Origin of the sequence: Domibacillus sp. DTU_2020_1001157_1_SI_ALB_TIR_016 (assembly GCF_032341995.1) — a bacterium.
GTDB classification, from domain to species: Bacteria; Bacillota; Bacilli; order Bacillales; family Domibacillaceae; genus Domibacillus; species Domibacillus indicus_A.
In genome coordinates this window covers 420,470-446,878 of record NZ_CP135438.1, presented here as the reverse complement: position 1 = coordinate 446,878, position 26,409 = coordinate 420,470, and the positions used below count along the sequence as shown (strand labels likewise).

Below are 26,409 nucleotides of genomic sequence, written 5' to 3'. Positions count from 1 at the left end.
GTTTTACATTGAAAACAGAAAGCTTATACCGGCCTGAATTGAGAACAATAGATGCTTACCCAAAAGTGAATGCGTATTATTTTGTCCAGTGGGATGAGTATCAAATGGATTTTCATGCTCACCGCGAAATTGAGATTATGTATGTTATTCATGGAACGTGTGTAATTGAAATGAAGGATGAAGCGGTGACTATGCATAAAGGAGATTTCATTTTAATTGATGCCGGTGTGGCGCATCGGTTGATTGTAGAAAAGCAGCAGCCGTGCCGTGTGTTAAATATGGAGTTTATTTTTAAAGAAGGCGGGCATCCTGTACCTTCAATTCGCCAATTAGCAGATTCTGATGAAACAGTAGACCGTTTTTTATCAATGGATTTACCTCATATTTTATTAAAAGATTCATGCGAACTATCCAGCCTGTTGCAACGAATTGTTTTGGAGATGGATCAAAAAAAGAATGGGCAGGATATGATGTTTCACCTAATGTTTGCCCAAATGATTGTGTTAATTGCGAGATTAGCGGATGAGCAGAGAAATGATTCAGTTTCATCAAATTCCTATATAAAGGAAGCCTTAAATTACCTTCATCAACACTACGATTGCGATATTCAAGTGAAAGACATTGCTTCGGTTGTAAATTTACATCCGGGTTATTTTCACCGGATCTTTAAACAGCATATTGGCTGTACAGTGATGGAATATTTGCTTTCTGTGCGAATGGATAAAGCTAAAATGCTCTTATCTGATACGAATATTTCAATCAGTGATGTGCCTGATTATGTGGGTATCAATAGCATCCAATATTTTAGCGCGCTATTTAAAAAACATTCACAGGAAACACCTTTGTCTTATCGGAGAAAACATCAGACAATACGCAATATGATCCAGCGGGATGATGTGATCGTAGAGCATTCAAGTTAAGATTTTAAAAGGTTTTGAGGTAAATACGTACGGATTTTGATAACGGTTACATCTATAATTTTGTTACGATTTTTCTAAGCAAATGCAAAGGAGAGATGGATATGTCAGTAAAGGTTGCGTTTATCGGAGCGGGGAGCATCGGCTTTACCAGAGGGCTGTTAAAAGATTTACTGTCAGTGCCAGAATTGCAGAATATCGAAGTGTCATTTACTGATATAAATGAGCGCAACTTGGATATGGTAACGCAATTATGCCAAAGAGACATAAATGAGAATAACTTAAATATTAAAATACATTCAACAACTGACCGGAGGGAAGCGCTCCGGGAGGCAAAATACATTTTTTCAGTTGTACGCATTGGCGGACTCAAAGCTTTCGAACAGGATATTGAAATTCCCCTTAAGTACGGCGTGGATCAGTGTGTAGGGGATACGCTCAGTGCGGGAGGCATCATGTATGGCCAGAGAGGCATAGCTGCAGTGATGGAATTCTGCAAAGACATTCGTGAAGTAGCGGATCCGGATTGTTTGCTTATGAACTACGCGAATCCAATGGCCATGATCACATGGGCTTGCAATAAATATGGCGGCGTGAGAACGATTGGCCTATGTCATGGTGTGCAGCATGGTCATCAGCAAATTGCAGATGTATTTGGTCTTAAGAAAGAAGAAGTCGATATTATCTGTGCAGGCATTAATCATCAAACATGGTACGTACAGGTCAAACATAACGGCCAAGATTTAACAGGGAAACTGCTAGAAGCATTTGAAAAGCATCCTGAGTTCAGCAAAACTGAGAAAGTCCGCATCGATATGCTGCGACGCTTTGGCTATTACAGCACTGAATCCAATGGCCATTTAAGCGAGTATTTACCCTGGTATCGTAAGCGTCCTGAAGAAATTAAAGACTGGATTGACTTGGGCAGCTGGATTAATGGTGAAACTGGCGGCTACCTAAGAGTTTGTACTGAAAGCAGAAACTGGTTTATGAATGACTTTCCTAACTGGATGAAGGATCCGGCACTGGTATACGATCCTACTGACAGGAGTGAAGAGCACGGTTCATATATTGTTGAAGCGTTAGAAACAGGCAGAGTATATAGAGGGCATTTTAACGTAGTAAACAATGGCATTATTTCAAATTTGCCAGATGATGCGGTTATTGAAGCGCCCGGCTATGTAGATGGGAATGGCATCAGCATGCCTACTGTTGGTGACTTGCCTTTAGGCTGCGCAGCTGTATGCAACGTGAGTATTTCTGTACAATGGCTAGCTGTTGAGGCAGCAATCCAGGGCAATGATAATCTGCTTCGTCAAGCAATGATGATGGACCCGCTAGTTGGTGCTGTATGCAACCCGAAAGAAATTTGGCAGATGGTTGATGAAATGCTGGTAGCCCATGAGCAGTGGCTGCCTCAGTATAGTCAAGCCATTGCTCAAGCAAAAGACCGTTTAAAAAATGGGCCGCTAATTCCGACAAAACAAACGAATGGAGCGGCACGGATCCCGGTAAAATCGGTAGAAGAAATGGCAGCAAACCGCGATGCAATGAACCAGACTGCTGGCGCTGCGGATAAAGCAAAGAAGAGACAGCCGGCAAGTTAATAATGAAAAGGGTACAGCTCATGAGCTGTACCCTTTTAAATTGTAGACAATTTATTTTTCCCCGTCTGAACCTATCCATTTTTTACGGAGAGGATATTTGGTTATTGCTTTTGGATTGGTCAAACATGGTCAAACTATGCGTAAAATACGATTGAAATGCAAAGAAACAAAGATAATGTCAGTATCACTTAAGGAAAATAAGTATGACCAACAAATCCAACCTTTTTTGAATATATCGTTAAAAGCTCTAAATATAAGCTCTTTAAAAAATAACGCTGTTATATAAGATTTAATTAAACAAGGAACACAGAAGTAAAAAAGGTAGGCTTACTATTCCTGTTTAATAAAGAATTCTAGCGTCTAGTGCTGGAAAGATCAGCTGTATTGGGACAAGTTGAAGAAGTAGTTAACATCATCCCTACAAACATTAAAATTAACGTACCGCACGATTAGAAAACGACTACATTTGCTACATTCAGCAAATATCTCAGCTACGTTGCTATCAATAATGTAGAGACGAAATCGCCGGTAGGCTTTGCATAGGTTTGTCAAAAGATTATACATAGGTTGATGAAACGTTTAATCGAAAACGGAACGCCGGTCACCGGGCCACAAATATGCGTGTGGACGTCTGTGGAAAGTGTTGAAATGCGGGAAAACCGGCACTAGCATCATTTGCGTTTTCGTAAGTAGGCTCGTTGGACAGTTGTCTGTAATAGCACATAAAAAAAGGCCGCAGTCGCGACTCCGCGGCGGGAAAAGATGAGTTAATGATGCAACGACTGTTGAGGTATCCAAGGTGTTGTGCATCGTCGCATGGTATTTTTTACCCGCTGTTACTGGAAGATAAACCCTATCGGACCCTGTCGGTGCATCAGTGAGCAAGCGTGGCGGACATGTGCCGCAAATGAGCCTGTTTTCAGACAGTGCGAATATGTACGCTTTTACGCGAAATTTAATTTAATCTCCAAACTTATTTGAGTATCTTTCTATAATTAATCGAAATAATTCATGATTAAGTGAATGTCAATTTCGCTGTTAGGATCTAAAAAGTCTAAAAAAGAAGGAGGAATAACAGTCTTCATGCTGTTATTCCTCCTTCTTTTTATTAAGCATTTAATTTCATGGGGATTATGGAGTTTCTTTTCACCACATTCAATGTCCGCGACTTTGGGAATCTATGATTAGAACATTTTAATCTTCTTTTCGAGCATATATACAGAACCTCCATGTGGCTTCTTGAATAGAATAACCAGGAAATTGGACTTGGGAGATGATTCGCAATTGGATAACATGAACAATATTCAACCTGATGACCTTTGCGAGAAATTCGCGGAAATTCTGGGGGCTGCTCCCGCTGTCATTAATGGCGTTTGTACTGCAACCAGATCTCGGACAAATATTCACCCGGTTGTACTAGGCCGGAGAGCTGATTCCTTTATGTTTGTGCCTCAGGCATTTTCTTTTGAAAACCTTGATCAAAACGGAAAAGCATTGTGTCTTGGTGAAACGGTCCTTCTGCAAGAGGAAGCAAACCGATTTATGGCAAGGCTGCGTGAAGAGGGAATCATTGTAACTGCCCTTCATAATCACTGGTTGTTTGAAAATCCGCGATTGATGTATATGCATTTCGAATCCCTTGATGAACCTTTAGCTTTTGCCAGGAAAGTAAGAAGAGCCCTGGACGTTTTAACTGCCCGTAATATTGGACGTTCCCGAGGAAGACAAAGGACATTGAATAGACGGGGAGAAGAACTTTGTGAGGATTTCAATCAAATTTTAGATGGCAGCATGCATACATTTGAGGATGGGGCCTGTATTGTGATGAAATCTCGTACAAATATTATGCCTCGAGTTCTCGGAAGGCAAGGAACGTCATTTTTATTAATTCCGCAAATGTTTGCCTTTGAATCGTTATCTTCAGATGGGAGAGCCCTTTGCAGTGGGGAAACGGTGATCCTGCAAGAAGAGCTCAACCCATTCATCAGTGAGCTTCTTGAACATGACATTATTGTGACTGGCTTTCATAATCATTGGTTGTTTGAGGATCCGAGGCTCATGTATATCCATTTTGAAAAAGTTGAAAAGCCAATCCGATTTGCGAAAGATGTAAAGGATGCTTTAGAAGTATTGACTACAAAGAAGGTATCCTCTGATATTATATAATGAAGACATACCACATAAAATGTGAGAACATAAAGGGGCTTTAGTAAAAGAAGGAAATGTCTCCGGAGCAATAGGGTTTCCTTTTTTTAGAGCATATGTTACACACAATCAGCCACTCCTACTCTGTCTGGGTAATTCATAATTTCCTGGATACAAGTAACCCTGTCTCTTTTAGAGACAGGGTTACTTATGTTTGAGTGATGTAAATACAGGACTATGCCTATTTATTTAAATCCTATTTTCATTTCCGCTTAGACAACACCCTGCACGATCATAGCATCCGCAACTTTAAGGAAACCAGCAATATTAGCGCCAACAACAAGGTTGTCTTCATAGCCAAATTCAGCAGCTGCCTCTTTTGTTTGTTTGTAGATATTTTTCATAATATCATGCAATTTGGCATCCACTTCTTCAAATGACCAAGGTGTGCGCATGCTATTTTGTGCCATCTCAAGAGCAGAAACCGCCACGCCGCCTGCATTAGCTGCTTTCGCCGGGGCAAAAAGAACATCATTTTTCAAGAAAATATCAATGGCTTCAAGGGTAGAAGGCATATTCGCACCTTCACCGACTGCTTTCACACCATTATCTACAAGCAGTTGTGCTGATTCTGCGCTAATTTCATTCTGCGTTGCGCACGGAAGAGCAATCTTACATGGAATAGTCCAAATACCTTCACAGCCTTCTGTATATACTGCAGTCGGATGGAATTTCACATATTCACTGATACGCTTGCGCTCTACTTCTTTCAGCTGCTTTACAGTAGCGATATCGATACCATTTTCATCGTAAATATAGCCGCCTGAATCCGAGCATGCGACAACGGTAGCACCAAGCTCTGTTGCTTTTTCCATAGCGTAAATAGATACATTTCCAGACCCGGATACTATGACAGTACGCCCGTTAAATGTCTTTCCTTTATCACGAAGCATTTCATCCACAAAATAAACCGTTCCGAAGCCTGTTGCTTCTGTACGTGCAAGGCTTCCGCCGTATGCAAGACCTTTCCCTGTTAATACACCTGCTTCATAGCTTCCGCGAAGACGCTTGTACTGGCCAAACATGTAGCCGATTTCACGTGCGCCGACACCGATGTCGCCGGCTGGTACGTCCACATCAGGAGCGATATGACGGTATAATTCTGTCATGAAACTTTGAGTAAAGCGCATGACTTCATTGTCTGATTTTCCTTTAGGATCAAAGTCAGATCCGCCTTTACCGCCGCCGATTGGCTGTCCTGTCAATGAGTTTTTAAAGATCTGCTCAAAGCCGAGGAATTTAATAATGCTTGCATTTACAGATGGATGGAAGCGAAGGCCACCTTTATAAGGACCAATTGCGCTGCTAAATTGAACACGGAAGCCGCGGTTCACTTGTACGTTGCCGTTGTCATCGGTCCAAGGTACACGGAAAGAAATAACGCGCTCAGGCTCTACAATACGCTCTAAAATGTTGTGCTGAATGTATTTTGGATATTTTTCAAAAACAGGAGTTAATGATTCAAAAATCTCTTGAACCGCCTGATGAAATTCATTTTCTCCAGGGTTGCGTTTTATAACGATTTCAAATACGCGGTCTATGTATTGTTTAGCTGCTTGCTTTTCTTGTGTTGCAACATTCATAGTTGTCATTCTCTCTAGCTCCTTTGTACAAAATGAACAAAACCATTAGCAATATTATCATTATCTTCTGACAAATTCATATATTCAATGCTAAAAACAGATGGTAATAATACCATTTTAAGATTAATGTGTTTAAATTAGCGAAATTCATGTATTCAATCTCTAAAACAGATGAAATTAACATTAATTTAAGATCAATTTATATAAAGTAAAAAAATGTATCTTAATAATCAAAAGATCTAAAAATCTTTTTAAAAAGTATTGGGACGGACAGCCAGTACGCCAGATCCATGTAGTGTGCAGTAAATTACAGTCTGCAGCTCATGAACAAATCGATTTATTTACGCCCCCTGAACTGGACGAAAGGCGTCATGTTTTAGATGAAACAATCGATCAAATACGTGACCGATTTGGCAAAAGAGCGATTTTTCATGCGTACAGCCTCATGAAAGGCGGCACTTATCTTCAACGAGCCGGGCATATTGGGGGGCATAAAGGGGCCTCTTATTAATTGCACATAAGGGTACTAGCATGCAGCTAGCACCTTCTTTTGTTCGTTACATGTATACTTACATTTTCTATTTAAACACCTTACTAAAAACATATTTTTATATAAAAATAGGCAACTAAGAAAACGCTTTCTAGAAAAATACTGTATCGGTATTAGGTAACCAATACACTTTCTTGTTAGGTTCTAGAATGCATGAAAAAATGGCAAAATAGAAACGAACTATGACTACCGTATGGATGACAGGCGTCTGCATACAGCACCGGTCTGTCATTACTGTTTCTTTTGTTTGCAAATAATAAAGTTGTGTAAAAAGGCAAAGGAACAACTAACTAGTCTTTGAAAAAACTGAGGGAGTTTGTACTAAAGAGTGAAAAGTTTGTGAAGGAATACACTTAAACTAAACCAGCTAATAGTTTGTCAATATTTTTCAATAAAAATCTTGAAAATCGCATGATATACTAAAAATAAGCATGACAAATAACCTTCTTTTAATCATGTGTTGGAAGGTTTTATGTTATTTAGTTAGATATAGATTTTAAGCTATATCTTGGAAAGTTGTTCTGTTCTTTAAAAGGGCAAATATCCAATGTAAGAGTTTATTTACACATGCAATAACGGCTACTTTAAAGGGTTTTCCTTCTTCACGTTTTTTATCATAGAACTCCCGTAATTTCTTATTACGAGGAATGATTTCATCGCTTGTTTTGATCTTACGGCAGTCACGAATTGCACAACGAACTGCCATATATAAGGCGTGACGAAGCTTGCTTGATCCTCTTTTAGTGATTCGGTTTTTAGTGGCTGTAAACTTACCGGATTCAAATACACTAGGATCAACTCCAGCGAAAGCTACCAGCTTTTTAGGATCAGTAAATCGATCTATCTCTCCAATTTCAGAAATGGTCGTTGCAGCGATCTTTTCTCCAATACCAGGGATAGATTTGATGATATTATATTCTTCAATTTCCTTAGCGAGGGCATCTATCTCTGACTCTAACTTTGATAGATGTTCTTTGTATTGAAGAAGAATATTTATATACATACCAAGGCTTAGAATATGGCTCTGATAGATGGTCTTTTCAAAAGGATTACGAGCTGCTGCAGCTTTAAGCTGAACAGCTTTTTCTTTTGCCCATCTGATTGATCGACTTTTATATAATCCAAATATCTTGTCTGTAATTGTTTCTTCACTGGCTTTCAAAATATCCTCGCAAGAAGGGAACTCTGAAAGAGTTAAGAGTGAAACAACCGAATATAAATCGCCAAAGACCCCTTTATATTCAGGAAACACTTGTTCAAGCACTGCCTGAAATTGAAGTTTTGTTTGAACCATCACGCCGGTGATGTTTTCGTGTTGTCTTGTAAGATTCCGAAGGTTCAATAACTGAACTCCACGCTTTTTATAAGGTTCTAATTCCTCTTTATAAAACAACTCACAGAGGAGGTAGGCATCAATGGCATCTGTTTTTACTTTTCTCAAACTTGATCCTCTTGCCTTATAGGAGATCAATGGATTGACGATAACCAATAAATAGCCTCGTTCTTCCAAGTATTGAACGACTGGAGTTTGATAATGCCCAGTAGCCTCTAATATTACTGAAGGTTTCTTCCCAGCTTCCTGCCTTACATTCTCAAGAAACGATACAAGTGAACGAAGGCCCTCAAGAGTGTGATTTACTTTAAAGCTCTTACTGTATGGCTTACCTTTATCTAGAAAGGCTTGAACCTGACTTTCCCCTTTCGATATATCCAGACCGACGACTGGATTCATTCTAAATCTCCTCCTAATATGGTGATTTGCCAGTAACCCCTAATCCTTCATGCAGTATCACAGCTTCGCTTGTTATACGAGATCTACGTCCAACCAGCCTCAATCATGTTTCTACAAGTAGGGGGCGAACAGTTTAGCTGACGGGGTCAAGCCCCACGGGCAGTTACGTTCTACCCTGGCTACTGATATCATAAAACCATATAAAAAATGGTCAACCAGAAATATTTTCTGGCTGACCTTATAATACGAAGGGGCAGTTTAGTGTAATAAACAAATAAATCAGAAGGGAGTAATATATGGTTATTTTAATAAGTGCTGTAAGTGGTACTGGTAAAACCTTGATGGCTCAAAAGTTGCTAGAAAAATATCATATTTCTTATTTCTCTATAGACCATTTAAAAATGGGCTTGTACAGAGGAGATAAGAATTGTGGATTTACACCACTAGATAGTTCCGAAGTCATTGGTGATAAGCTCTGGCCAATATTAAAAGGGATTATTATGACAAATATAGAGAACGAACAACATATCATTATTGAAGGATGCTATATATTGCCTCACTATATGAAGGACTTTGACATCAATTATTCAGAAAAAATCATTCCAGTATTCTTAGGTTTTTCGACGAATTATATTCAAGAAAACTTCGAAACAAAAATAGTGAAACATAGGAATGCTATTGAACTCCGTAATTGGCCCGAAGAAAGAACGATAAAAGAACTAATCAAGGAACATAAAGAATTTAAAACAAAATGTTTACAAGCAGGTGTTAGGTATTTTGAAATCGAAAACGACTATGACCAAGAAATATTGAATGTTTATGATTATATAGAGGCTGAAAAACTGAGAATTGAACCTTTATAAATTGGGGTTTTCATTTATAGTTATTGAAGTAAAGGGGGCAAGAGTTTAAGAACCGGCTGCTATTTCAGCCGGTCTTTTTTCTTCCTCAACTAAAGGACAGGTTAGGTGAAGCGTGTTGTTTAACTTATATTCACCAATCGGGCCATTTAATTGAATAGGACTACACAAAAAGTCGCTTTCCCTTACATAAGGAAAGCGACTTTTTAGATTGAGTTTTGCCTTGTTATCAAGCTTTTTACTTTAAATTCCTTTAACTAATTTTGAAATATTGTTGACTATTCAGTTGAACTGTATTACGTTACTATTAAGTTGAACTATATAGTCGAACTGAATAGAGGGTGAGGATATGAAACATAAATTATTACCGTTGTCTGAAACCATGCATTATATTTTATTAGCCCTTCGTGAGCCACTCCATGGCTATGCCGTAATGCAGAAGATAGAAAAGATAAGTAACGGTACTGTTATTTTAGCAGCTGGTACATTATATGGTGCGATTGAAAACTTGAATAAGCATGGTTGGATTGAACCTGTTGGAGAGTCAGGTCGAAGAAAAGTTTATATGATAACTACAGAAGGAAGCGCCATTTTGAAAATGGAACAAAACAGGTTATTGCATATTTTATCCCTGTACGAAGGAAGTGAATCGAATGAAGAAATTTAAGGTGTTTTTTGATATTGAAAAAGAGGAGCAATGGCTGAACGAGCAATTACAAAAAGGCTATCGCTGTACAAATATTAGTGGATTAGGAATATACACTTTCCAAAAAACTTACAAAAGATATGTGATGCGACTTGATTATCAAGATTATTTACCAAAGAAAAAGTTCGAGGATTATAAAGGGATATATGAAGATTTTGGTTGGATTTATATAAATGGCCCCTGGCTTAGTGGAATTTGATATTGGCAAAAAGAAGACGATGATCAAAATGAAATCTTCTCGGACCGCCAATCAAAGGCTAATTATTATAAAAGATTAATGAGTTATTCATTTTGGTTAGGTATGCTGTGTTTAATTTTTTCTTATAGGCCTTACGAAAATTCGGGATTATATCATGAAGATCTTTGGAATATGAAAGGTTCATTACTTTTGAAGGCATTTTTGTTTGAAAGTCCATTTGTCCTTTTGAAGTTGTCGCCTGCACTTCTGGTTGTTTTTTTGGGTATCAGTTTCTATAAATTCTATCGAAAATATTCAATGTTAAAAGAAAAATAATACGAAGAGATTAAGTATGACGCTTTTAATTCAAAGAAGTAATGAGATAAATGTATCTATCACAATCGGGCGCATTGATCCAATATAGATTAATGCTTTTTTTATTGAGGTTCCTACTGGCACAAAAGGGGCAGAATTCCTGTAATAAATAAACTTTTAAAGGAAGCTTGTGAACAGGTGAACGGGGGCTTTTGTTTAATTATCGGCTGTCATTTCGGCAGCCTTTTCTTATTCAGCTAACGAAACAGTTTAGTTTAATAACAATAAATAAAAATTTCCTAATGCAACATAAATGCAATTCTGGCTGCTTTTATCATGGTAAAATATTGTAAAGTTCCTTTTCCAAGAAGGAGGATGGTTATGAACAAGGTGATTATAAGTGTTTTATGTGTCTTGTTTTTCATTGCTGGCTGTTCGAATAATCAAGATGATATGAATGCTATAAACAAAGATGGTTATGATGATGCAAGGGAAGCTGCTTGGGATTTCGTAAAAGAAAAAGGTTGGGACGATAGGGCTGAAGAGAACTGGCAAAGTGCAAGCGTTACGAAAACCATTGCTAACAATAACTATGAATTGCTTGATAACGCTTATGAAGAAAAAGAACTTCTGTTAATTTCATTTAAAGATAAAGAAAACGTTGTACTTGGTACGCCACCCATACTTATCGCTCCTAATACCAATAAAGTAATTGGCTATATGCCTAGCGAATAAGAAATCATTATTAGATTGATTTTAAATGCAACATAAATGTAAATATGTTGAGCAAAGACAGCAGCGCTCTACACCGCTGCCTTTGCTTATATTACAGGTATGGTTTTAATTTTTTCTTCATTATTTTTAGAAGCTTTTTCACCTTTTTTGCGTCTTTGGAAAATAAACGAATATATACCCTTGACACAGATATCAAAAAGTTAAAAAAAGTTTTATAATCAACTACCGTTTCTGGTTGATTGTCCAGGCCGGGTCCATACGTCATTGAAAACCATACTCCTTTTCCAAAATAGCCTTCTTCTGTAGGAAGCCAGTTTACTGACAAATTGCAATAAGTATAATCAAAAGGAATATCTTCTAAATTGGAGAAATGCTCTAAAATAGTAATAAATTTATCAGGAAAATTAGCTGCGTAAAAATCAAACATGACATCATCAGTGTTTACTATATCTTTTTCGCTTAAGTAGTCCCCTAAGCTGATAAATTTTTTGTTAGCAAATTCTTCTGCTTGTTCTTGGTATTTTCTTTCAAAAATGTCTCCTATAATTAAGAGAGTTGTTCCTATGAAAATTAGGAGAATAAAAGTGCTGTTACTGAGTTCGGTTAAAATATCTTGAGTCTTTAAAAAAACAGGCACTATCAAAACAGCGAACGCGAGAATTCTTAATATCAGATAACAAACTTTTTTAGGCTTAAAACCCATCCGTTCACCTCTTTGTTTATAGACAAAATTTATATAGTCACAAACTATTATAAGTCTGGGATATTTTAAATATAAAATATAAAAAGACGACCCAATGCAACATAAATGCAATTTTGTTGTATTAACCGGTAGCAGTCTAAAAAGCTTATGAACTTTTTAGGCTTTTTTTACGGGGAATTTTATGTATAAAATTAACTAATTTAGATTTTGATATTAATATAAAGGCGATGAATAACCAAGAGAGCGATAATGTAACAAAAATATAATTATGTTGTATTGGGTATGGTCCAAGGTTTTTTATTCTCATGGTACAATTTGTTAAAATGAGAATGTGGAGTGAGGATATTGGTGATATATCTGCTGATCGTAGGGTTTGCTGTTTTTTTTATTTATTATTTGCCTATATTGGCGAAGGATTCGAAGAAGATTAGTGATTCAACAGAAGAAATTAAACAAAGCTTAAATACACTTACAAAACAGAATGAAGAAATTATTGAATTATTAAAGCGTAAAATCTGAAACGAAATGTAATATAAAGGGGATTATGTTGTGTTTACTAAAGCCTTAGTCCTTTCTAAGGCTTTTACTAATTGATTCAATTTAATTTGGAAAACTAAACAAATGATGTGATTATAGAGAAACAAGACTAAGATCAGAGGGAGCGTTCGGGTGAGGGAGAATAGTCTATTTTTTAAATACAAATGGTTAGTGGTTTCTTCGCTTATGATTATCCTACTCTTATTTGTCAGTAGATGTACTTTTTTTGATACACGAGAACAACTGCATGAAGAAACAAATGGAATAGATTTATCTGGGGAAATCCTCGGTAGGGTTAGCTTGAATGAGGATATTGAAAGTGAAGCATTTCAACAACAGCATCAAATCAAGTTAGCTAACCCAGAAGAAAAAGTTGATAGCAGCTTCTATATCGATAATGAACTATTTGTTGCAGTAGACTCTAATAATAAAATCATCTTCATTCGTACGGACAGTAACCACTCCATTACTACGCAAAAAGGAGTGGGAATAGGAAATGAAATTGATAAAGTCATTAAGATATATGGAGAAAATTATTATAAGTACAATGACCAGGGCGTCGATATTATCGGGTATGTAGATCATAAGCATAACCGTAAAATTGAATTTTGGTACTACGATGAAAAAATAAACATGATTGACTATTCCATACAAGACTTTAATTTTAAAAAAACAAAAAATATGAACGAGTTAATGCAACATAAAGGGAATTATGTTGTATTGAGAACGCCCTCAATTTTTAGATTTGGGGCGTTTTTTCGATTTGAGTGCAATCACAAGAAGATTTTTATAATGCGCCTTATTGAACTAACCAGAAAAAATCTGGCTGACCTTATAATACGAACGAGGAAGGTTAGCGAAATGAATATTTCCATATAATTTTTAAATTTGGACATTAGGGTATTTTATTGTGTGGTAAAATTATACAGGCGCGGTTGTGTTTTACTTTATGGAGTTTAATAAAAAAGATAGGTGTTTATATGAAGAACATAAAAAAGCCAATAAAATTTATCGGAGTAATTATTATATTACTTATTATAGTCCTTGTTCGTCCCACATGGACTCAGCCTATAAAAGGCAATAATAGTATAAGTACATTGGAACAAGTAGAGTTAAATGGAAATAGTAATGAAATTATGATACGTGGCAAGAATAAGGATAATCCAGTTATTCTCTTCGTACATGGAGGACCAGGAACTTCAGAAATACCGTATGCCGATAAATATCAGGATGTATTAGAGTCGAAATTTACAGTTGTTAATTACGATCAAAGAGCAAGTGGGAAATCATATCATTTTTTTGACGACTATTCCAATCTTTCACCAGACTTATTGGTAGAGGACTTATTGGCTGTCACAGATTATGTAACAAAACGTCTTGGTAAAGAAAAGGTAATACTCATTGGTCATTCTTATGGTACATATATTGGAATGCAAGCTGCTAATAAAGCACCTGAAAAATATGAAGCATATGTTGGTATTGGACAGATGAGTAATATAAAAGAAAGTGAGATTGACAATTTGAATTACACTATTGAACAGGCAAAAAATGCTGGCAATAGGGATGATGTTATATACCTGCAGGGGTTAACTGAAAATATCAAAAATGGCGAAATGTTTACCCCGAGAAATTATGTAATAAAGTATGGTGGGGCCACAAGACTTATTGATAACCCCGATGGTGATAACATTGGTATGTTACTAAGTAGCGAATATAACTTATTAGATATAATACGTTATAATTGTGGGTTAACCTTTTCTCAAAATACTTTATTAAAGGATTTAACTGAAAATCCATTACCTACAATCGTAACAAAACTTGAATTGCCAGTCTATTTTATCATGGGGAAATATGATTACATGACTTCGTCTAGTGCAGCAATAAAATATTTCGATATGATCGAAGCAGATAAAAAGGAATTTATTTCTTTCGAGGAATCAGCTCATTATCCACAGTTTGAAGAGGAAGAAAAATTTTATGAATGGATGTACGGTACATTTATTAAATAAAGGGATACTTTTTTCCTGAAAGTTAATTTGTGAAGAATTATACTTAAACTCCCATGTAAGAACGAGTTTCCTCATACAATCTGTGGTTCAGTAGTTGTGTTGCATGGATGGCTGACGGGTAAAAGTGAACCATAAAACTCGCTTTCGAATGCAACATAAATGAAATTAAGTTGTATTGAAAATGCCCCGGATTTTTAGAATCCGGGGCATTTTTTGTATGCTGCCTTTGCTGTAAGTTAAATTAACTCAAGGATGTAATTGTAAAATAGTCCCATAAAGACAATGAAGCTTAACATCAAAATAGCGATCCAAGAAAAGATGAAATGATTTTTTTGCGCTATGCAATGATAAATACTTAAGAAGCCAGAGGTAATAAAGAGCAAACCAGACCCGACTAATAGCCACGTTCCGATCCCGTGCTGCGACATAAAAAAGCCTGCTTTGATTAACAGCATAAAAAGAACAGAAAAAACAAATATGGCAGCCAGTATTAGCCACTTAAATGTTTTTAAACGGCTGTTTGTTATCGAGAGTTTTTTTGCAGTTTTTTGTCTGGCTTAATCAAAGAGTCCAGGCTTATATTGTACACGTCACTCAACTGTACAAGATTTGTTATATCTGGAATGGATTTATTATTTTCCCATTTAGAAATGGCTTGAGCAGTCACATGGAGTTTATCTGCTAGATCGTTTTGGGAGTATCCGTTTTCCTGGCGAAGTTTTTTTAATTTATCCCCTAATTCCAATTCTCTTACTTCCTTTTCCTAAAATATAAAGGAAATGGGAAAAAAGAGCACTGGAGTATTAGTTGTTTTAGGTAAACTGGAGTATAAACTAGCAGTTGAGTTCTTCTGAAATAAAGTATCTAATGCAACATAAATGATATTGTGTTGTATCCGCGCGATTCACTAATTGCTAATCATCATTTGCGTAATATTACATTATGAGATAATATTTAACACATGTCCATTTTTGTTTTGCTGCGGAGCACCCACCGTGGCTTTTTTTATTTAAAACTTAAAAAATATCCTCTTTCTGAAGAAGTATATAGAGTGAATGCAACAATAAATATAATTATGTTGTGTTGGAAAGGCTCCAGACTTTAAAAACTGGAGCCTTTTTGTTTCGGTGCCATAACTCAAGATTTTTGTAACTCAGATTTTTAAAATAAATTATATTAAAAAGATTTGCAAAAACGCTCGGGAAATTTCTTGAGCGTTTTGTTTATTGCTGTTCAATCACTGGCTGGTATTGTTCGGAAACGATGAAATCATCTTCCATTAGAACATAAGGGTGAGTTTCCATCAAAATGGTTTTAAGATAGTCTGGCATCTTCTCTCCTTGGTATGCACAAATTAACGGAAACGACAATAGATTTACAGCTTTGTCTATAACTTTTTCAAGGTCTTTAATTATGTGTAGTGGATCTTTCATAGAGGCCCACTCTACATGTGCCCATGATCGAAAAGGAATTTTATTTTCCACGTATTTTTGTACTGTTTTATTAAAGTAATCAACGATTGCAGGAGGATGATAACTGCCACTTGAATAATAGAAGTCGAAGTTGTTTACATGATGAACGAATGCCATTTGATCTTTCGTCAATAGGGTACTCAGTTCTTGGTGAATAAGAGAGTAAATACGCTCATTTTCAATGAAAAGAATATAATCTCCCACTGTAACCCCCTCTTGGATGTAACTCACAGCCTGCTCAATGTAATTCTTCATCTCATTATAGGAATACAACACATGAACACTTCTTTGATCCGCACACAACTGATTCATTTTGCTTTTCAAATGGATCCCTCCTTTTTCTGTTGTCTTTTTTCATTCCAAGCATAACAGAATTTAATAGTGGGAATTGAAAATTTTTCAAATGTAATAAAATGATATTATGTTGTATTGCAGCAAAAACCCTCTGATTTTAAAAAATCAGAGGGTTTTTGCTTTTTCAGAAAGCTTTCTCAATTTCATTTCTTTCTCAAGCACCTTAATGAATTCTTTATCTAAGTCCATTTTTTTTGCTTGATTATATGCTTCTCGTAATTGGTTATCTGATAAAATAAAAATCCCCATAATTACCTCCTACTCCGAAAAAAGAGTTTTACCCTTAAAAACAATCGATAAACCTTTTTTTGAAGAATGAATGAAAAATAAAAGTTTATCCATTGTTTTTAAGGGAAAGGAGTCTAGAGTTATTAATGTTTTCCATTTACATTTATAGTAAAATCAATTGTAAATAATTAAGGGCAAACTAATCGAAAGATTAGGACGCAAAGCCACGGGTCTAAGGTTTTTAGAAACCACGACAGCCGGGCTGTGGAAGCGGGTGAATCATCGCCATGAGTGATGATAAAGAACGGTTCATTTTTAGGCGGGAACTCACTCGTTTATATGATGATTGTAAACGTTGTGAAGAGATTAGGATTAGAGAAGAAATCTTTAAAGATATTAACCTTTTAAAAGAAGCCATCGAGTTACTTTCACCGTAGAAATGCAACAAAAAGTAAATTATGTTGCTTTGGATCGAATAAGAAAGCCCACAAACTTTATAAAGTTTGTGGGCTTTACATATCGGAAATATTAAGTACCTACAATTCAATAAAATTGATTAAAAAACACTTGAACCAAAATCATGTAAATAATTGTTCCCCCAGCTATAGAGAAGAGCATGTTTCTTCTCCAAATGTGAAGCATTGCAACTACAGCCATTGCAATAAATTCAGGTATTCCATGACTTCCAGAAAGTAAACTCACATCCTTAAAACAATAAATGACCAGAAGTCCAATTATCGCTGAAGGTAGAACTTTCCCTAAATACTGTACATACTTCGGTGTAGCTTTACCTGATGCAAAAACAACAAATGGAAGAAACCTTGTCAGCATAGTGCCTAAAACAACCATCGTGATCGTAATAATTTGCTCGGTTAAATGCATTGTCATATAGGTTGAACCTCTTCTTTCTCTAATGCCTTTCTAGTTAAGGAAAGCAGCCCTAAAATGGCAATCATTGCAGGGATAATGAAATTGTTTTCGCCAAAAATAATAAGACAGATAATTGACATCCCAATCCCTATTAGAGAACTAGAATGTTTTTCCTCTTTCAACCATTGTTCAATGAAAATAACAGCAAATAGAGCCGTCATAGCAAATTCTAATCCTTCTGTATTAAATTGGATGATTGATCCGAAAATACCACCTAACGCTGCGCCTAATACCCAATAAAAATGGTTGAGCAGTGTGACGAAAAACATAACCCAACCTTTATCTACATTGTTTGGGACATTAATAGTACTATTGACCGCAAAAGATTCATCACAAAGGCCAAATACCATATACCACTTTTTCTTTCCTGCGTCCTTATAGTTATCTAACATCGAAATACCATAAAATAGATGTCTTGCATTCACCATTAAAGTGAGAAAAAAAGCATTAATTGGATTGAAGGCAAGAAGCAATAAATTGGCAGCAAGAAATTCCATTGATCCTGCAAATATGACTAGACTCATCAGAATTGGATAAATTGCACTAAATCCTAATGAATTCATGAAGATACCATAAGAGGTTCCTAAAAATAAGAATCCTGCGAAAATAGGTAATGTTTGAGGGAAAGCTTCACGAAATGCTGTGATTATTTGAGTTCTTCTTTTCATACGTTTCACGTCCTAAATGATGAATTTAATATGATTTAAATTAACATACAAATTCCATACAATAAACTTTATAATTGTATGTATTACAATTCTGTTTAAAAACAAATAAAAACCCTCCATCTTAAAAAATGGAGGGCCAAATAGCAGTTTATCATCTTTTAACTACATACATTTTAAATATACATACCATACAATTGATTGTATGAAACCTATCAGGAGAGGTATATTATGCCAGTAAATTCATTCGACAACTATCCAATGTCTTGGAAACCTGATAAGAACGCATTGAAGCGTCCTTATTATCAATCTATTGCATCCTTACTTGAACACGACATTAAAAATGGCTTTTTAGCTCCTGGTACAAAATTGCCTCCTCAAAGGGAATTGGCAGATTTCTTAGACTTAAACTTTACGACTATTACTCGTGCTTACAAAATATGCGAGGAAAGAGGGGTAATATATGCGATTACAGGTAGTGGCACCTATGTAGCGCCAAATGCTTCTCGGTCCATAACCATTTCTAAGGATAAAACAGCAAGCCTTATTGAGCTAGGTCTTGTATCATCGTTTGAACAGACAAATACGCTAGTTAAGGACACTATTCAACAAGTTGTGAACAAGAGTTATTTTGAACAATTACTAAATTACAACGATCCCACAGGTATTCCACATCAAAAAGCAGCAGCACTTAACTGGATGGAATCGTTCGGCATTCATACAGATCAAGAACATCTTGCTATTGTTTCTGGTGCGCAAAATGCATTGGCTATTGCGTTGACCGCTTTATTTGAGCCTGGAAACAGAATTGCTACAGATGTATATACCTATTCAAATTTTATTGAGTTGGCAAAAATGTTCCGAATTCAATTAGTACCGATTACTGGAGATGAATTTGGAATGTTGCCAGGCGAGCTTGATAAACAATGCAATCAAGTAAATATTCATGGCATTTTCCTCATGCCTTCTTGTAATAATCCTACAACCATTATGATGTCAGATTTTCGCAAGCGAGAATTGGCGGAGGTGATCCGTAAGTACCGCTTAATTTTGATTGAGGATGAGATTCATGCCTTTATGACAGCCGGCATTGACCCAGATTATCAGCAACCAATGTTTAACTTACTTCCAGAACAAACAATTTATATTTGCTGTACTTCTAAATCCATCTGCTCAGGGTTGAGAATTGCCTATATTGTCTATGGGAAGGCCTTTCGCGAGAAGATTCTGCGATCTATTTTTAATATTAATGTTAAAACCTCTTCTTTCAATGCGGAGATTATTACGGAACTAATTTTATCAGGAAAAGCTCATGAAATTGTTTTGCTAAAGAAGCAGCTTGCACAAACGGCAAATGAGATATTTTTTGATCATTTTCCTTTAAATAAAAACATTGGACATCCTCTAAGTTTTTATCGCTGGTTGCCAATTCAAACAGACTCTGATGCATTAGAGTTAGAAACAGACCTACAGAAGCTGGGTATTCGAGCTTTTCATTCTGATCGTTTTTTAAGTGGGCAAACTACCCAGGCCAAGTATTTACGTATTGCCCTTTCTTCGACAAACTCATTAGACGAGTTAAAAGTAGGACTTAGAATACTAAATGAGTATCTCAACTAGTTGATTACGGATTTCGCGTAAAAGTGTCCTTATGTAAAAGATTGGAGCGTCTACACTTATCTGGACAGAAAAATTAAGGTCACGACACTTGACCTAAAACAGATGAGGAGCTCCAACTATGACAAAGCGAGAACGCCGCACATTTACACCTGAGTTCAAAAAACAAATGGTGCAGCTGTACCAGAATGGAAAAACGAAACGAGCTATTATTAATTGAATATGATCTGACTCCGTCCTCTCTTGACCGCTGGATTCAACAGGATGAAACCTCCGGTTCTTTTAAAGAGAAAGACAATCGGTCTCCTGAACAGCAGGAGCTTTTAAAACTGCGTAAGGAAAATAAACAGCTGTTAATGGAGAATGATATTTTAAAGCAAGCCGCGCTGATCATGGGACGAAAGTAAATGTCATCAAGCGAAAACAAGACAAATACTCGGTATCAGCATTGTGCAGCGTCCTGCAAATCTCACGTAGTACGTACTACTATGAGGCCAAAGAACGCCAGTCAGAAGACGACGTAACAGGCGCTGTCATAGAGATTTTCAAACAAAACCGAAGTGCCTACGGCACGCGCAAGATCAAAATCGAACTGCACAAGCGTGGATTTATGGTTTCCAGGCGGCGTATTGGCCGTATCATGAAGGAGCAGGGGATTGTTTCTTCCTATACAGTGGCACAATTCAAGCCGCAGAAAACTCTCTCTAATGAGTCAGCTCAGGCAAATGCATTGAAACGCGAGTTTGAGCAGACAAAAGCGAAAAAAGTAGTCGTCAGTGATTTAACATACGTCAAAGTCAAAAACAAATGGCATTACGTATGTATCTTTGTCGCTCTCTTTAACCGCGAAATTATTGGCTTCAGCACAGGACCCAATAAAGATGCAAGCCTTGTCGCACGAGCTTTTTCTTCCATTCAAGGTGATCTGCGGGATATCCAGCTGTTCCACACCGACCGTGGCAGCGAGTTTAAAAACCAGCTCATTGATGAAACATTAGCTGTCTTTCAAATTGGCCGTTCTTTAAGCATGAAAGGCTGTCCATATGATAATGCCGTGGCGGAAGCCACGTTTAAAATCATCAAAACAGAGTTTATCAGCCAAATGAAATTTGATAGTCTGGAGCATCTTACACTCGAATTCAGTGACTATGTCAACTGGTTTAACAAGCTGCGAATTCACGGAACATTAGGCTACTTAAGCCCAATTGAATACAAGCAATCATCCCTTAAAAAGGTTGTCTGATTTAGTGTTGATAATCCATCCTGCCGCATACCCATTAATCTAAGGTAAAGCTAAAATCATAATCCAAACAAAAAAACACTATGCTTATCGTAAGCAGTTTAGGGGCTGACTCCTATCTTTGAGACAGGGGGTCAAACCACCTTTTAAACAGCTAGCTTCAGGTATCCTGGTTCAGTATGGAAGGTGGTGCTTGAGTGACCTTTCAACTATTTAGCAATGGCCTTACTAAAAAGTCATTTACTCTCCTCTTTAAAAAGAAGAGGGAGTAAATGACTATATGCAAGAAAGCTCCATACTTTAAGAAGCAGGTAAAGCGCTCATTCACGTGCTTTCTCAAAATTAAAAATAAGCTGGAGTGTTTCCATTATACCTTTAGCGTAAGAAGATGCAGTCACGTTAGAATGTAATTGTTTCGCTTCCGGTGTCGCATTTTTCACTAGATAACCATGCTGGACAGCTTTTAGCATATCAATATCATTTCCGCTGTCCCCAAATGCAGTCGTCCGTCTGATCGGCACATTATAATAATTGCTCATAAACTGAACCACTTCACTCTTGCCGGTACCAAGCGGGATAAAATCAACGTCAAAAGCATTTTCCGGATCGCCGGCTTTCGGATTGCATCGGTTAATATTCAAGCCAATCCCATTAATTTTGGCCAAGTGCTTGATAATACTTAGATCGTACCGGCTTTTCGTTTCAGAACTTATAAAATAATAGTAATTCCATTTGTACTTTTTTTGTCCGAACTGCGTCTGCTCGATCAGCTTAATTCCATATTGATGAAAAAGCTCACGCTCAAGCTCCACTATTTTCTGCCCGGAAAAGCCGGATTTTCTGATCTTTTTTTCCCACGACGGGTTGCTTTTTAACTGCCCTTGCTTATTAACCTCATACAATTCTGTTCCAAGGTTACCTGCAATAAAGTGGGGGCTAAACGTCATTCGGGCTCGCTCCATCTTTTGAATAACTTCCGGTAGTCCGCTGCCCGTCACCCAGATAATTTTAATAAACTGCTCGCGTGCAAGCTCCTCAAGATACTCCTCCAGCTCGTAGACGTGTTCCAGTAGTTCCTGTGTACATGCATGCGGATAATACGTTTCATCAAAGTCAAAAAACAGGAGATGATCTGTTCTCTCATGGCCTGTAAAAGATCCTTTTACTCTCATACTTGACACTCCTTTCTACTCACTGTTAAAAAAATAATAGATGGGATCGATCCCATGTCAATACTTTATTTGAGGTGTTTTATGGTTAACATTTATGATATTGCCCGTCTAAGTGGCGTCTCAAAGTCAACGGTTTCAAGAGTAATCGCCAACCAACCGTATGTTTCAGAGGAAAAAAGGAACAAAGTAAATAAAGTGATAGAAGAGCTGAATTATAAACCTAATTCTCTCGCCAGGCAGTTCCGCAAAAAACAAACAAACTGTATCGGTATCCTTGTTCCCGATCTGGATCACCCGTATTTCAGTCAGCTGGTTGGCATGCTGTCACTACGATGTCATGAAAAAGGATTTAAGCCTGTTGTGTATCAGACTTTTTTCAATAGGGAGTTAGAAAAGGAGGTTTATGCAAAGCTTCAAAACAGAGAAATGGATGGGCTTATTTTGACCTCTACCCTTCTGACGGAAGAGGAGCTCTCCACGTACGTTGAGAATCATTTCGTAGCAGCCTGTAATGAAGATTTTGAGGGTAAGTACTTTAGTGTATTTTGCTTGAACGAGGAAAAAGCCATTTTTGATGCGACGATGTACCTTTTGAATAAAGGAGTCACAACGCTTGGGTTTTGTTCAGATAACTTACATACTCCTTCACAGCAAGCAAGGTTGAGAGGATTTATTTCAGCCCATGAGCAAAAAGGAATCAATTACAATGAAAGCCTTGTGTTCAAACAAATCGCGACAATAGAAGATGGCATTCAATTAGGCCAATCTTTGTTTGAAGGTCCAGTGAGAATAGAAGGAATAATCACCGGAAGTGATTTTGTGGCAGCTGGTATGCTTAAATCGTCCGCTGAAAAGCATATACGTGTCCCAACTAATTTTTCAATCATTGGGTTTGACGACCATCCGATCTCATTGGTCTCAACTCCTCCGCTTACAACAATTTGTAATCAGATGCAGGAGATGGGAAACGATTTGATCGACTGTATAACAAAAATGATTAAAGATCAGCAAGCCATCTACACGAAGAAAGTGTATGAAGGAAAGCTCATTCTCAGACAATCCACCTAGTTACCTGCATTTATTCGATTGATTACTAAAAGATTTTTTCTACACCCTACACAAGGCGTTGACAGATTGTAGACAAAGTGGTTCTCAAATCTCCGATTTGAGGCCGCTTTGTCTTTTTTATTCATTTTAGCAGCTCTGTTCAAGCTGGCTGCACGGGTTTCCACGACCAGTTGGCCAGCTTTTTGAGGTTCATGGCAGCGAAAGTAAGCATCGCCTGCATGGATAATTTCCCCGGTCCCCTGAGAGTTGTCCATATGATAACGCCGTGGTGGAAGCCACGTTTAAAATCATCAAAACAGAATTTGTCAGCCAAATGAAGTTTGGTAGTCTAGAGCATCTTAAGCTTGAATTCAGTGACTATGTTAATTGGTTTAACAAGCTGCGAATTCATGGAACCCATAGGCTATGTGAGTCCAATTGAATACAAACGACCGTCTCTTAAAAAGGTTGTCTGATTTAGTGTTGACAATCCACAGTTCTCTTGGTTTATTTGAATGGTTTTATCTATCCTTTTAAAAAATATCTATTTTAATTTATATTTTCTTTATCTCAAAGGGGTTATGAATAATATCGATCATGTTATTCACCTCAAAATTATTTTTCTTATAACTATCCCTAGTGCCTATTATTTTTGTAGACATACTGAAGAGCTATTATTCTAAAGAAGATAGTTTAGTTGCTGTGGATACAAACTCTTTCATCAAAACAACAGTAAAAAAGAATATGAATACAAGCGATTTACCGTAAAACAATTGAGAAGTGAATAGAAAATTGTCGTTTCCAATCAAGATAAATTAAAAATTTAATTGACTAAATAATCTGCATATTGTAGAATGAAATCAAATCTTAACGCATACGTATGCGTAACTGATAAAAGAGGAAGAAGCTACTTAGGCAGTTACCATAGAAAAATTGCAAAAATGGCGAATACAAGGGCAAGTGAATCTAAAGTTCGATATGTCCAAATGCGAGTCCTATGATTTCAAATACAAATCTTGACTTACAATAGCGCGGCAACTTAATAGATAAATTTTCGCGTTAATATGTAAGCGTTTGATAAAGGGGATATAATCCATATAATCGATAGTCAAAAACTTGAGATTAGATATGTATTAGTAATCAGGGAATGATCTTTAATAGACCTTTAGATTTATTGATCCTTCTTCTTATTTTTGTGCTGATTTATGCAAGCGTATGCGAAAAGTGAAATTCTAAAAATACTACATAGAAAATGGTGAAAAAAATGGAGAAATATTTACAAGGAAAGACATGTATCATTACAGGAGCTGCAAGAGGAATTGGGAAAGCATTGGCTGTTAAATATGCTGAACAAGGCGCTAATATTGTATTGATGGATTTAAATAAGGAAATGGTTGAAGCCACTGCAAAAGAAATAGAAGCATTAGGAGTAACAGTATTACCTCTTGTTGTAAATGTGACTTCTTCACAAGAGATTGAAGCTGCGATTAAAGAAGTTGAATCTCAATTCACAAAAATTGATGTACTGGCTAACTGTGCTGGTATCTCTACTTCGAGATTAATCTTAGATATCGAAGAAGAAGAATGGGATAGAGTGTTCAATGTAAATTTAAAATCTGTTTATCTGCTTAGTAAATATGTTGGAAAAAACATGATTAAAAACGAAGTCAAAAATGGAAAAATAGTTACAATTTCATCCCAAGCTTCAAAAATTGGCGAGCTTGGAAACGGGGCGTATTGTGCATCAAAAGCGGCTGTTAATTCGTTGACCCAGGTGCTTGCACTTGAGCTGGCAGAATACGGAATTTCGGTCAATGCAGTTTGTCCTGGTTTTGTAGATACCGAAATGTTGCAAGAGGTGTTTCAAAAACGGAGCGTAATTGAAGGCAAAGCACCACAGGAATATGAAGAATTATTAAAAGGCCAGGTTCCAATGAAGAGATTAGCGACACCTGAAGAAATAGCAGAATTTATGCTGTTTTTAAGTAGCGAGAAAGCAAACTATATTACTGGTACTTCAATGACTATTGCTGGCGGGAAAACATTAATTTAATAGAAAGGAGTTTTTATCATGAGAATGAGTTTGGTGACAGATTGTTTAGGCTTCATGTCTCTAGAAGAAATGGCTGATACTGCCGTGTCCTTAGGGTATGAAAACTTAGAATTTGCATGTGGGAATTGGTCCAAGGCCCCACATGTAGATCTGGATGCTTTAATCGAGAGTTCCATTCAACGTGAAAAATTTGTAAACGTTTTAAAGGAAAGAGGCCTTTCAATTGAGGTTCTGAATTGCTCCGGTAACCAGTTAGCTCCAAATGAGGAGGGACGAGAACACCAGAAAGTTGTGGAAAAAACATTTAAACTTGCAGAACTATTAGGGATAAAAACCATAAACATGATGTCAGGACTTCCTGGAGGAGGACCAGGAGAGACAACTCCTAACTGGGTAACAACAAGCTGGCCGCCAATTAATCTTGAAATCTTAAACTGGCAATGGAATGAGGTAGCATTTCCATATTGGGAAAAAACCGTGAAAGAGGCAAAAGAACACGGCATTGAAAAAATTGCTTTGGAGAACCATGGCTCCCAGCTCGTTTATAATGCGGAAACACTCTTTAAGCTAAGAAATCATGTAGGAGACATGGTTGGCATGAACTTTGATCCTAGTCATCTGTTCTGGATGGGAGGAGATCCAATCGCAACGTTAAGAAAATTAGGACCAGCAATCTATCATGTTCATGCCAAAGACACACGTATGGAAAAAGGACTCGTTGATGCAGAGGGTGTACTTGATACAAAAACAATTGATAGTTTTTCAAATCGTTCATGGAACTATGTAGCGTTAGGCCATGGTCATGATGTTAGCTGGTGGAAGGAATTCTTTTCCGTACTGAGTATGGTGGGGTATGACGGACAGGTTAGCCTAGAAATGGAAGACTTAACGATGGATCCACTTACTGCTTTGAAAAAGTCGACTCAGGTATTAAAGGAAGCTCTGCCTAAAGATTTCGATTAAAAAGAATACATTGAATTTAATTAAAAAGAGA

24 protein-coding genes, 2 pseudogenes and 1 riboswitch are annotated in these 26,409 nt (G+C 36.9%); of the genes and pseudogenes, 17 read left to right on the top strand and 9 right to left on the bottom strand.

All coding sequences use genetic code 11. From position 1 onward, the window contains the following. The first annotated feature begins 8 nt into the window (after positions 1-8). The 3 genes from RRU94_RS02120 to RRU94_RS02110 all read left to right on the top strand — a co-directional run bounded on the left by RRU94_RS02120 (position 9) and on the right by RRU94_RS02110 (position 4,690). Positions 9-920, top strand: a complete 912-nt coding sequence (locus RRU94_RS02120; protein ID WP_315691601.1) for a helix-turn-helix transcriptional regulator — start codon at positions 9-11, stop codon at positions 918-920. 101 nt (positions 921-1,021) lie between these two features. Next, a complete protein-coding gene (locus RRU94_RS02115) occupies positions 1,022-2,524 on the top strand; it encodes an alpha-glucosidase/alpha-galactosidase (protein ID WP_315691600.1) in 1,503 nt (500 codons plus the stop codon). A gap of 1,293 nt (positions 2,525-3,817) precedes the next feature. Beyond that, positions 3,818-4,690, top strand: a complete 873-nt coding sequence (locus RRU94_RS02110; protein ID WP_315691922.1) for a DUF1259 domain-containing protein — start codon at positions 3,818-3,820, stop codon at positions 4,688-4,690. Positions 4,691-4,941: 251 nt separating this feature from the next. Here RRU94_RS02110 and gdhA read toward each other — a convergent pair whose 3' ends face one another. Continuing rightward, positions 4,942-6,321 (bottom strand): NADP-specific glutamate dehydrogenase, encoded by a 1,380-nt coding sequence (gene gdhA / locus RRU94_RS02105; protein WP_315691599.1) that lies wholly within the window; start codon positions 6,319-6,321, stop codon positions 4,942-4,944. A 184-nt stretch (positions 6,322-6,505) separates the two neighbouring features. Here gdhA and RRU94_RS02100 point away from each other — a divergent pair, with 184 nt between their 5' ends. Next, positions 6,506-6,823, top strand: a complete 318-nt coding sequence (locus RRU94_RS02100) for a DinB/UmuC family translesion DNA polymerase (protein WP_410492966.1) — start codon at positions 6,506-6,508, stop codon at positions 6,821-6,823. Positions 6,824-7,358: 535 nt separating this feature from the next. Here RRU94_RS02100 and RRU94_RS02095 read toward each other — a convergent pair. After that, entirely contained in the window at positions 7,359-8,594 is a 1,236-nt protein-coding gene (locus tag RRU94_RS02095; RefSeq protein ID WP_315691597.1) for an IS110 family RNA-guided transposase, read from the bottom strand. A 296-nt stretch (positions 8,595-8,890) separates the two neighbouring features. On the opposite strand from RRU94_RS02095, the gene RRU94_RS02090 reads away from it, so the two are divergent. From RRU94_RS02090 to RRU94_RS02075, 4 genes and pseudogenes are all read left to right on the top strand, one after another. After that, the gene (locus RRU94_RS02090) at positions 8,891-9,457 is read left to right on the top strand and encodes a DEAD/DEAH box helicase family protein (protein ID WP_315691596.1); all 567 of its coding nucleotides are present in this window, start codon (positions 8,891-8,893) and stop codon (positions 9,455-9,457) included. Positions 9,458-9,803: 346 nt separating this feature from the next. After that, on the top strand, positions 9,804-10,121 hold the full coding sequence (locus RRU94_RS02085) for a PadR family transcriptional regulator (protein WP_315691595.1): 318 nt from the start codon (positions 9,804-9,806) through the stop codon (positions 10,119-10,121). Then, positions 10,108-10,674 (top strand): annotated as a pseudogene (locus RRU94_RS02080) (DUF2812 domain-containing protein). Before RRU94_RS02085 ends, RRU94_RS02080 begins: the two are co-directional and overlap by 14 nt. 360 nt (positions 10,675-11,034) lie before the next feature. Beyond that, complete coding sequence (locus RRU94_RS02075; RefSeq protein WP_315691594.1) at positions 11,035-11,388, top strand: hypothetical protein; 354 nt, start codon at positions 11,035-11,037, stop codon at positions 11,386-11,388. A gap of 91 nt (positions 11,389-11,479) precedes the next feature. Here RRU94_RS02075 and cdiI read toward each other — a convergent pair whose 3' ends face one another. Continuing rightward, positions 11,480-12,091, bottom strand: coding sequence for a ribonuclease toxin immunity protein CdiI (gene cdiI / locus RRU94_RS02070; RefSeq protein WP_315691593.1), 612 nt, complete (start codon positions 12,089-12,091; stop codon positions 11,480-11,482). Positions 12,092-12,436: 345 nt separating this feature from the next. On the opposite strand from cdiI, the gene RRU94_RS02065 reads away from it, so the two are divergent. The 3 genes from RRU94_RS02065 to RRU94_RS02055 all read left to right on the top strand — a co-directional run bounded on the left by RRU94_RS02065 (position 12,437) and on the right by RRU94_RS02055 (position 14,637). Next, positions 12,437-12,610, top strand: coding sequence for a hypothetical protein (locus RRU94_RS02065; RefSeq protein ID WP_315691592.1), 174 nt, complete (start codon positions 12,437-12,439; stop codon positions 12,608-12,610). 150 nt (positions 12,611-12,760) lie between these two features. Continuing rightward, entirely contained in the window at positions 12,761-13,507 is a 747-nt protein-coding gene (locus RRU94_RS02060) for a hypothetical protein (protein WP_315691591.1), read from the top strand. 101 nt (positions 13,508-13,608) lie between these two features. After that, on the top strand, positions 13,609-14,637 hold the full coding sequence (locus tag RRU94_RS02055) for an alpha/beta hydrolase (RefSeq protein WP_315691590.1): 1,029 nt from the start codon (positions 13,609-13,611) through the stop codon (positions 14,635-14,637). A 523-nt stretch (positions 14,638-15,160) separates the two neighbouring features. Here RRU94_RS02055 and RRU94_RS02050 read toward each other — a convergent pair. From RRU94_RS02050 to azlC, 5 genes are all read right to left on the bottom strand, one after another. Further along, a complete protein-coding gene (locus tag RRU94_RS02050) occupies positions 15,161-15,382 on the bottom strand; it encodes a helix-turn-helix domain-containing protein (protein ID WP_315691589.1) in 222 nt (73 codons plus the stop codon). A gap of 478 nt (positions 15,383-15,860) precedes the next feature. Continuing rightward, entirely contained in the window at positions 15,861-16,433 is a 573-nt protein-coding gene (locus RRU94_RS02045; protein ID WP_315691588.1) for an MEDS domain-containing protein, read from the bottom strand. 135 nt (positions 16,434-16,568) lie between these two features. Then, positions 16,569-16,712 carry a sporulation histidine kinase inhibitor Sda gene (gene sda / locus RRU94_RS02040; RefSeq protein ID WP_315691587.1) on the bottom strand — a complete coding sequence of 48 codons (144 nt, stop codon included), beginning with the start codon at positions 16,710-16,712 and terminating at the stop codon, positions 16,569-16,571. 162 nt (positions 16,713-16,874) lie between these two features. Further along, positions 16,875-16,961: riboswitch (cyclic di-GMP riboswitch) on the top strand. 273 nt (positions 16,962-17,234) lie between these two features. After that, positions 17,235-17,579: a branched-chain amino acid transporter permease gene (locus RRU94_RS02035; RefSeq protein WP_315691586.1), complete on the bottom strand. Its 345-nt coding sequence runs from the start codon at positions 17,577-17,579 to the stop codon at positions 17,235-17,237. Then, positions 17,576-18,289, bottom strand: a complete 714-nt coding sequence (gene azlC, locus RRU94_RS02030) for an azaleucine resistance protein AzlC (protein ID WP_315691585.1) — start codon at positions 18,287-18,289, stop codon at positions 17,576-17,578. Before azlC ends, RRU94_RS02035 begins: the two co-directional genes overlap by 4 nt. A 228-nt stretch (positions 18,290-18,517) precedes the next feature. On the opposite strand from azlC, the gene RRU94_RS02025 reads away from it, so the two are divergent. Continuing rightward, on the top strand, positions 18,518-19,906 hold the full coding sequence (locus tag RRU94_RS02025; RefSeq protein WP_315691584.1) for an aminotransferase-like domain-containing protein: 1,389 nt from the start codon (positions 18,518-18,520) through the stop codon (positions 19,904-19,906). A gap of 118 nt (positions 19,907-20,024) precedes the next feature. Then, positions 20,025-21,146: pseudogene (locus tag RRU94_RS02020) on the top strand (IS3 family transposase). A 317-nt stretch (positions 21,147-21,463) separates the two neighbouring features. Here the strand turns inward: RRU94_RS02020 and RRU94_RS02015 are convergent. Continuing rightward, positions 21,464-22,315, bottom strand: coding sequence for an HAD-IIB family hydrolase (locus tag RRU94_RS02015; RefSeq protein ID WP_315691583.1), 852 nt, complete (start codon positions 22,313-22,315; stop codon positions 21,464-21,466). A gap of 54 nt (positions 22,316-22,369) precedes the next feature. Between RRU94_RS02015 and RRU94_RS02010 the strand changes: the two genes are divergently transcribed. The 4 genes from RRU94_RS02010 to RRU94_RS01995 all read left to right on the top strand — a co-directional run bounded on the left by RRU94_RS02010 (position 22,370) and on the right by RRU94_RS01995 (position 26,378). Further along, a complete protein-coding gene (locus tag RRU94_RS02010; RefSeq protein ID WP_315691582.1) occupies positions 22,370-23,383 on the top strand; it encodes a LacI family DNA-binding transcriptional regulator in 1,014 nt (337 codons plus the stop codon). Between the two features lie 265 nt (positions 23,384-23,648). Continuing rightward, positions 23,649-23,804 (top strand): IS3 family transposase, encoded by a 156-nt coding sequence (locus RRU94_RS02005; RefSeq protein WP_410492951.1) that lies wholly within the window; start codon positions 23,649-23,651, stop codon positions 23,802-23,804. 822 nt (positions 23,805-24,626) lie between these two features. Further along, positions 24,627-25,415, top strand: coding sequence for an SDR family NAD(P)-dependent oxidoreductase (locus RRU94_RS02000; RefSeq protein ID WP_315691581.1), 789 nt, complete (start codon positions 24,627-24,629; stop codon positions 25,413-25,415). An 18-nt stretch (positions 25,416-25,433) separates the two neighbouring features. Further along, positions 25,434-26,378, top strand: a complete 945-nt coding sequence (locus RRU94_RS01995) for a sugar phosphate isomerase/epimerase family protein (protein WP_315691580.1) — start codon at positions 25,434-25,436, stop codon at positions 26,376-26,378. Positions 26,379-26,409 lie beyond the last annotated feature (31 nt).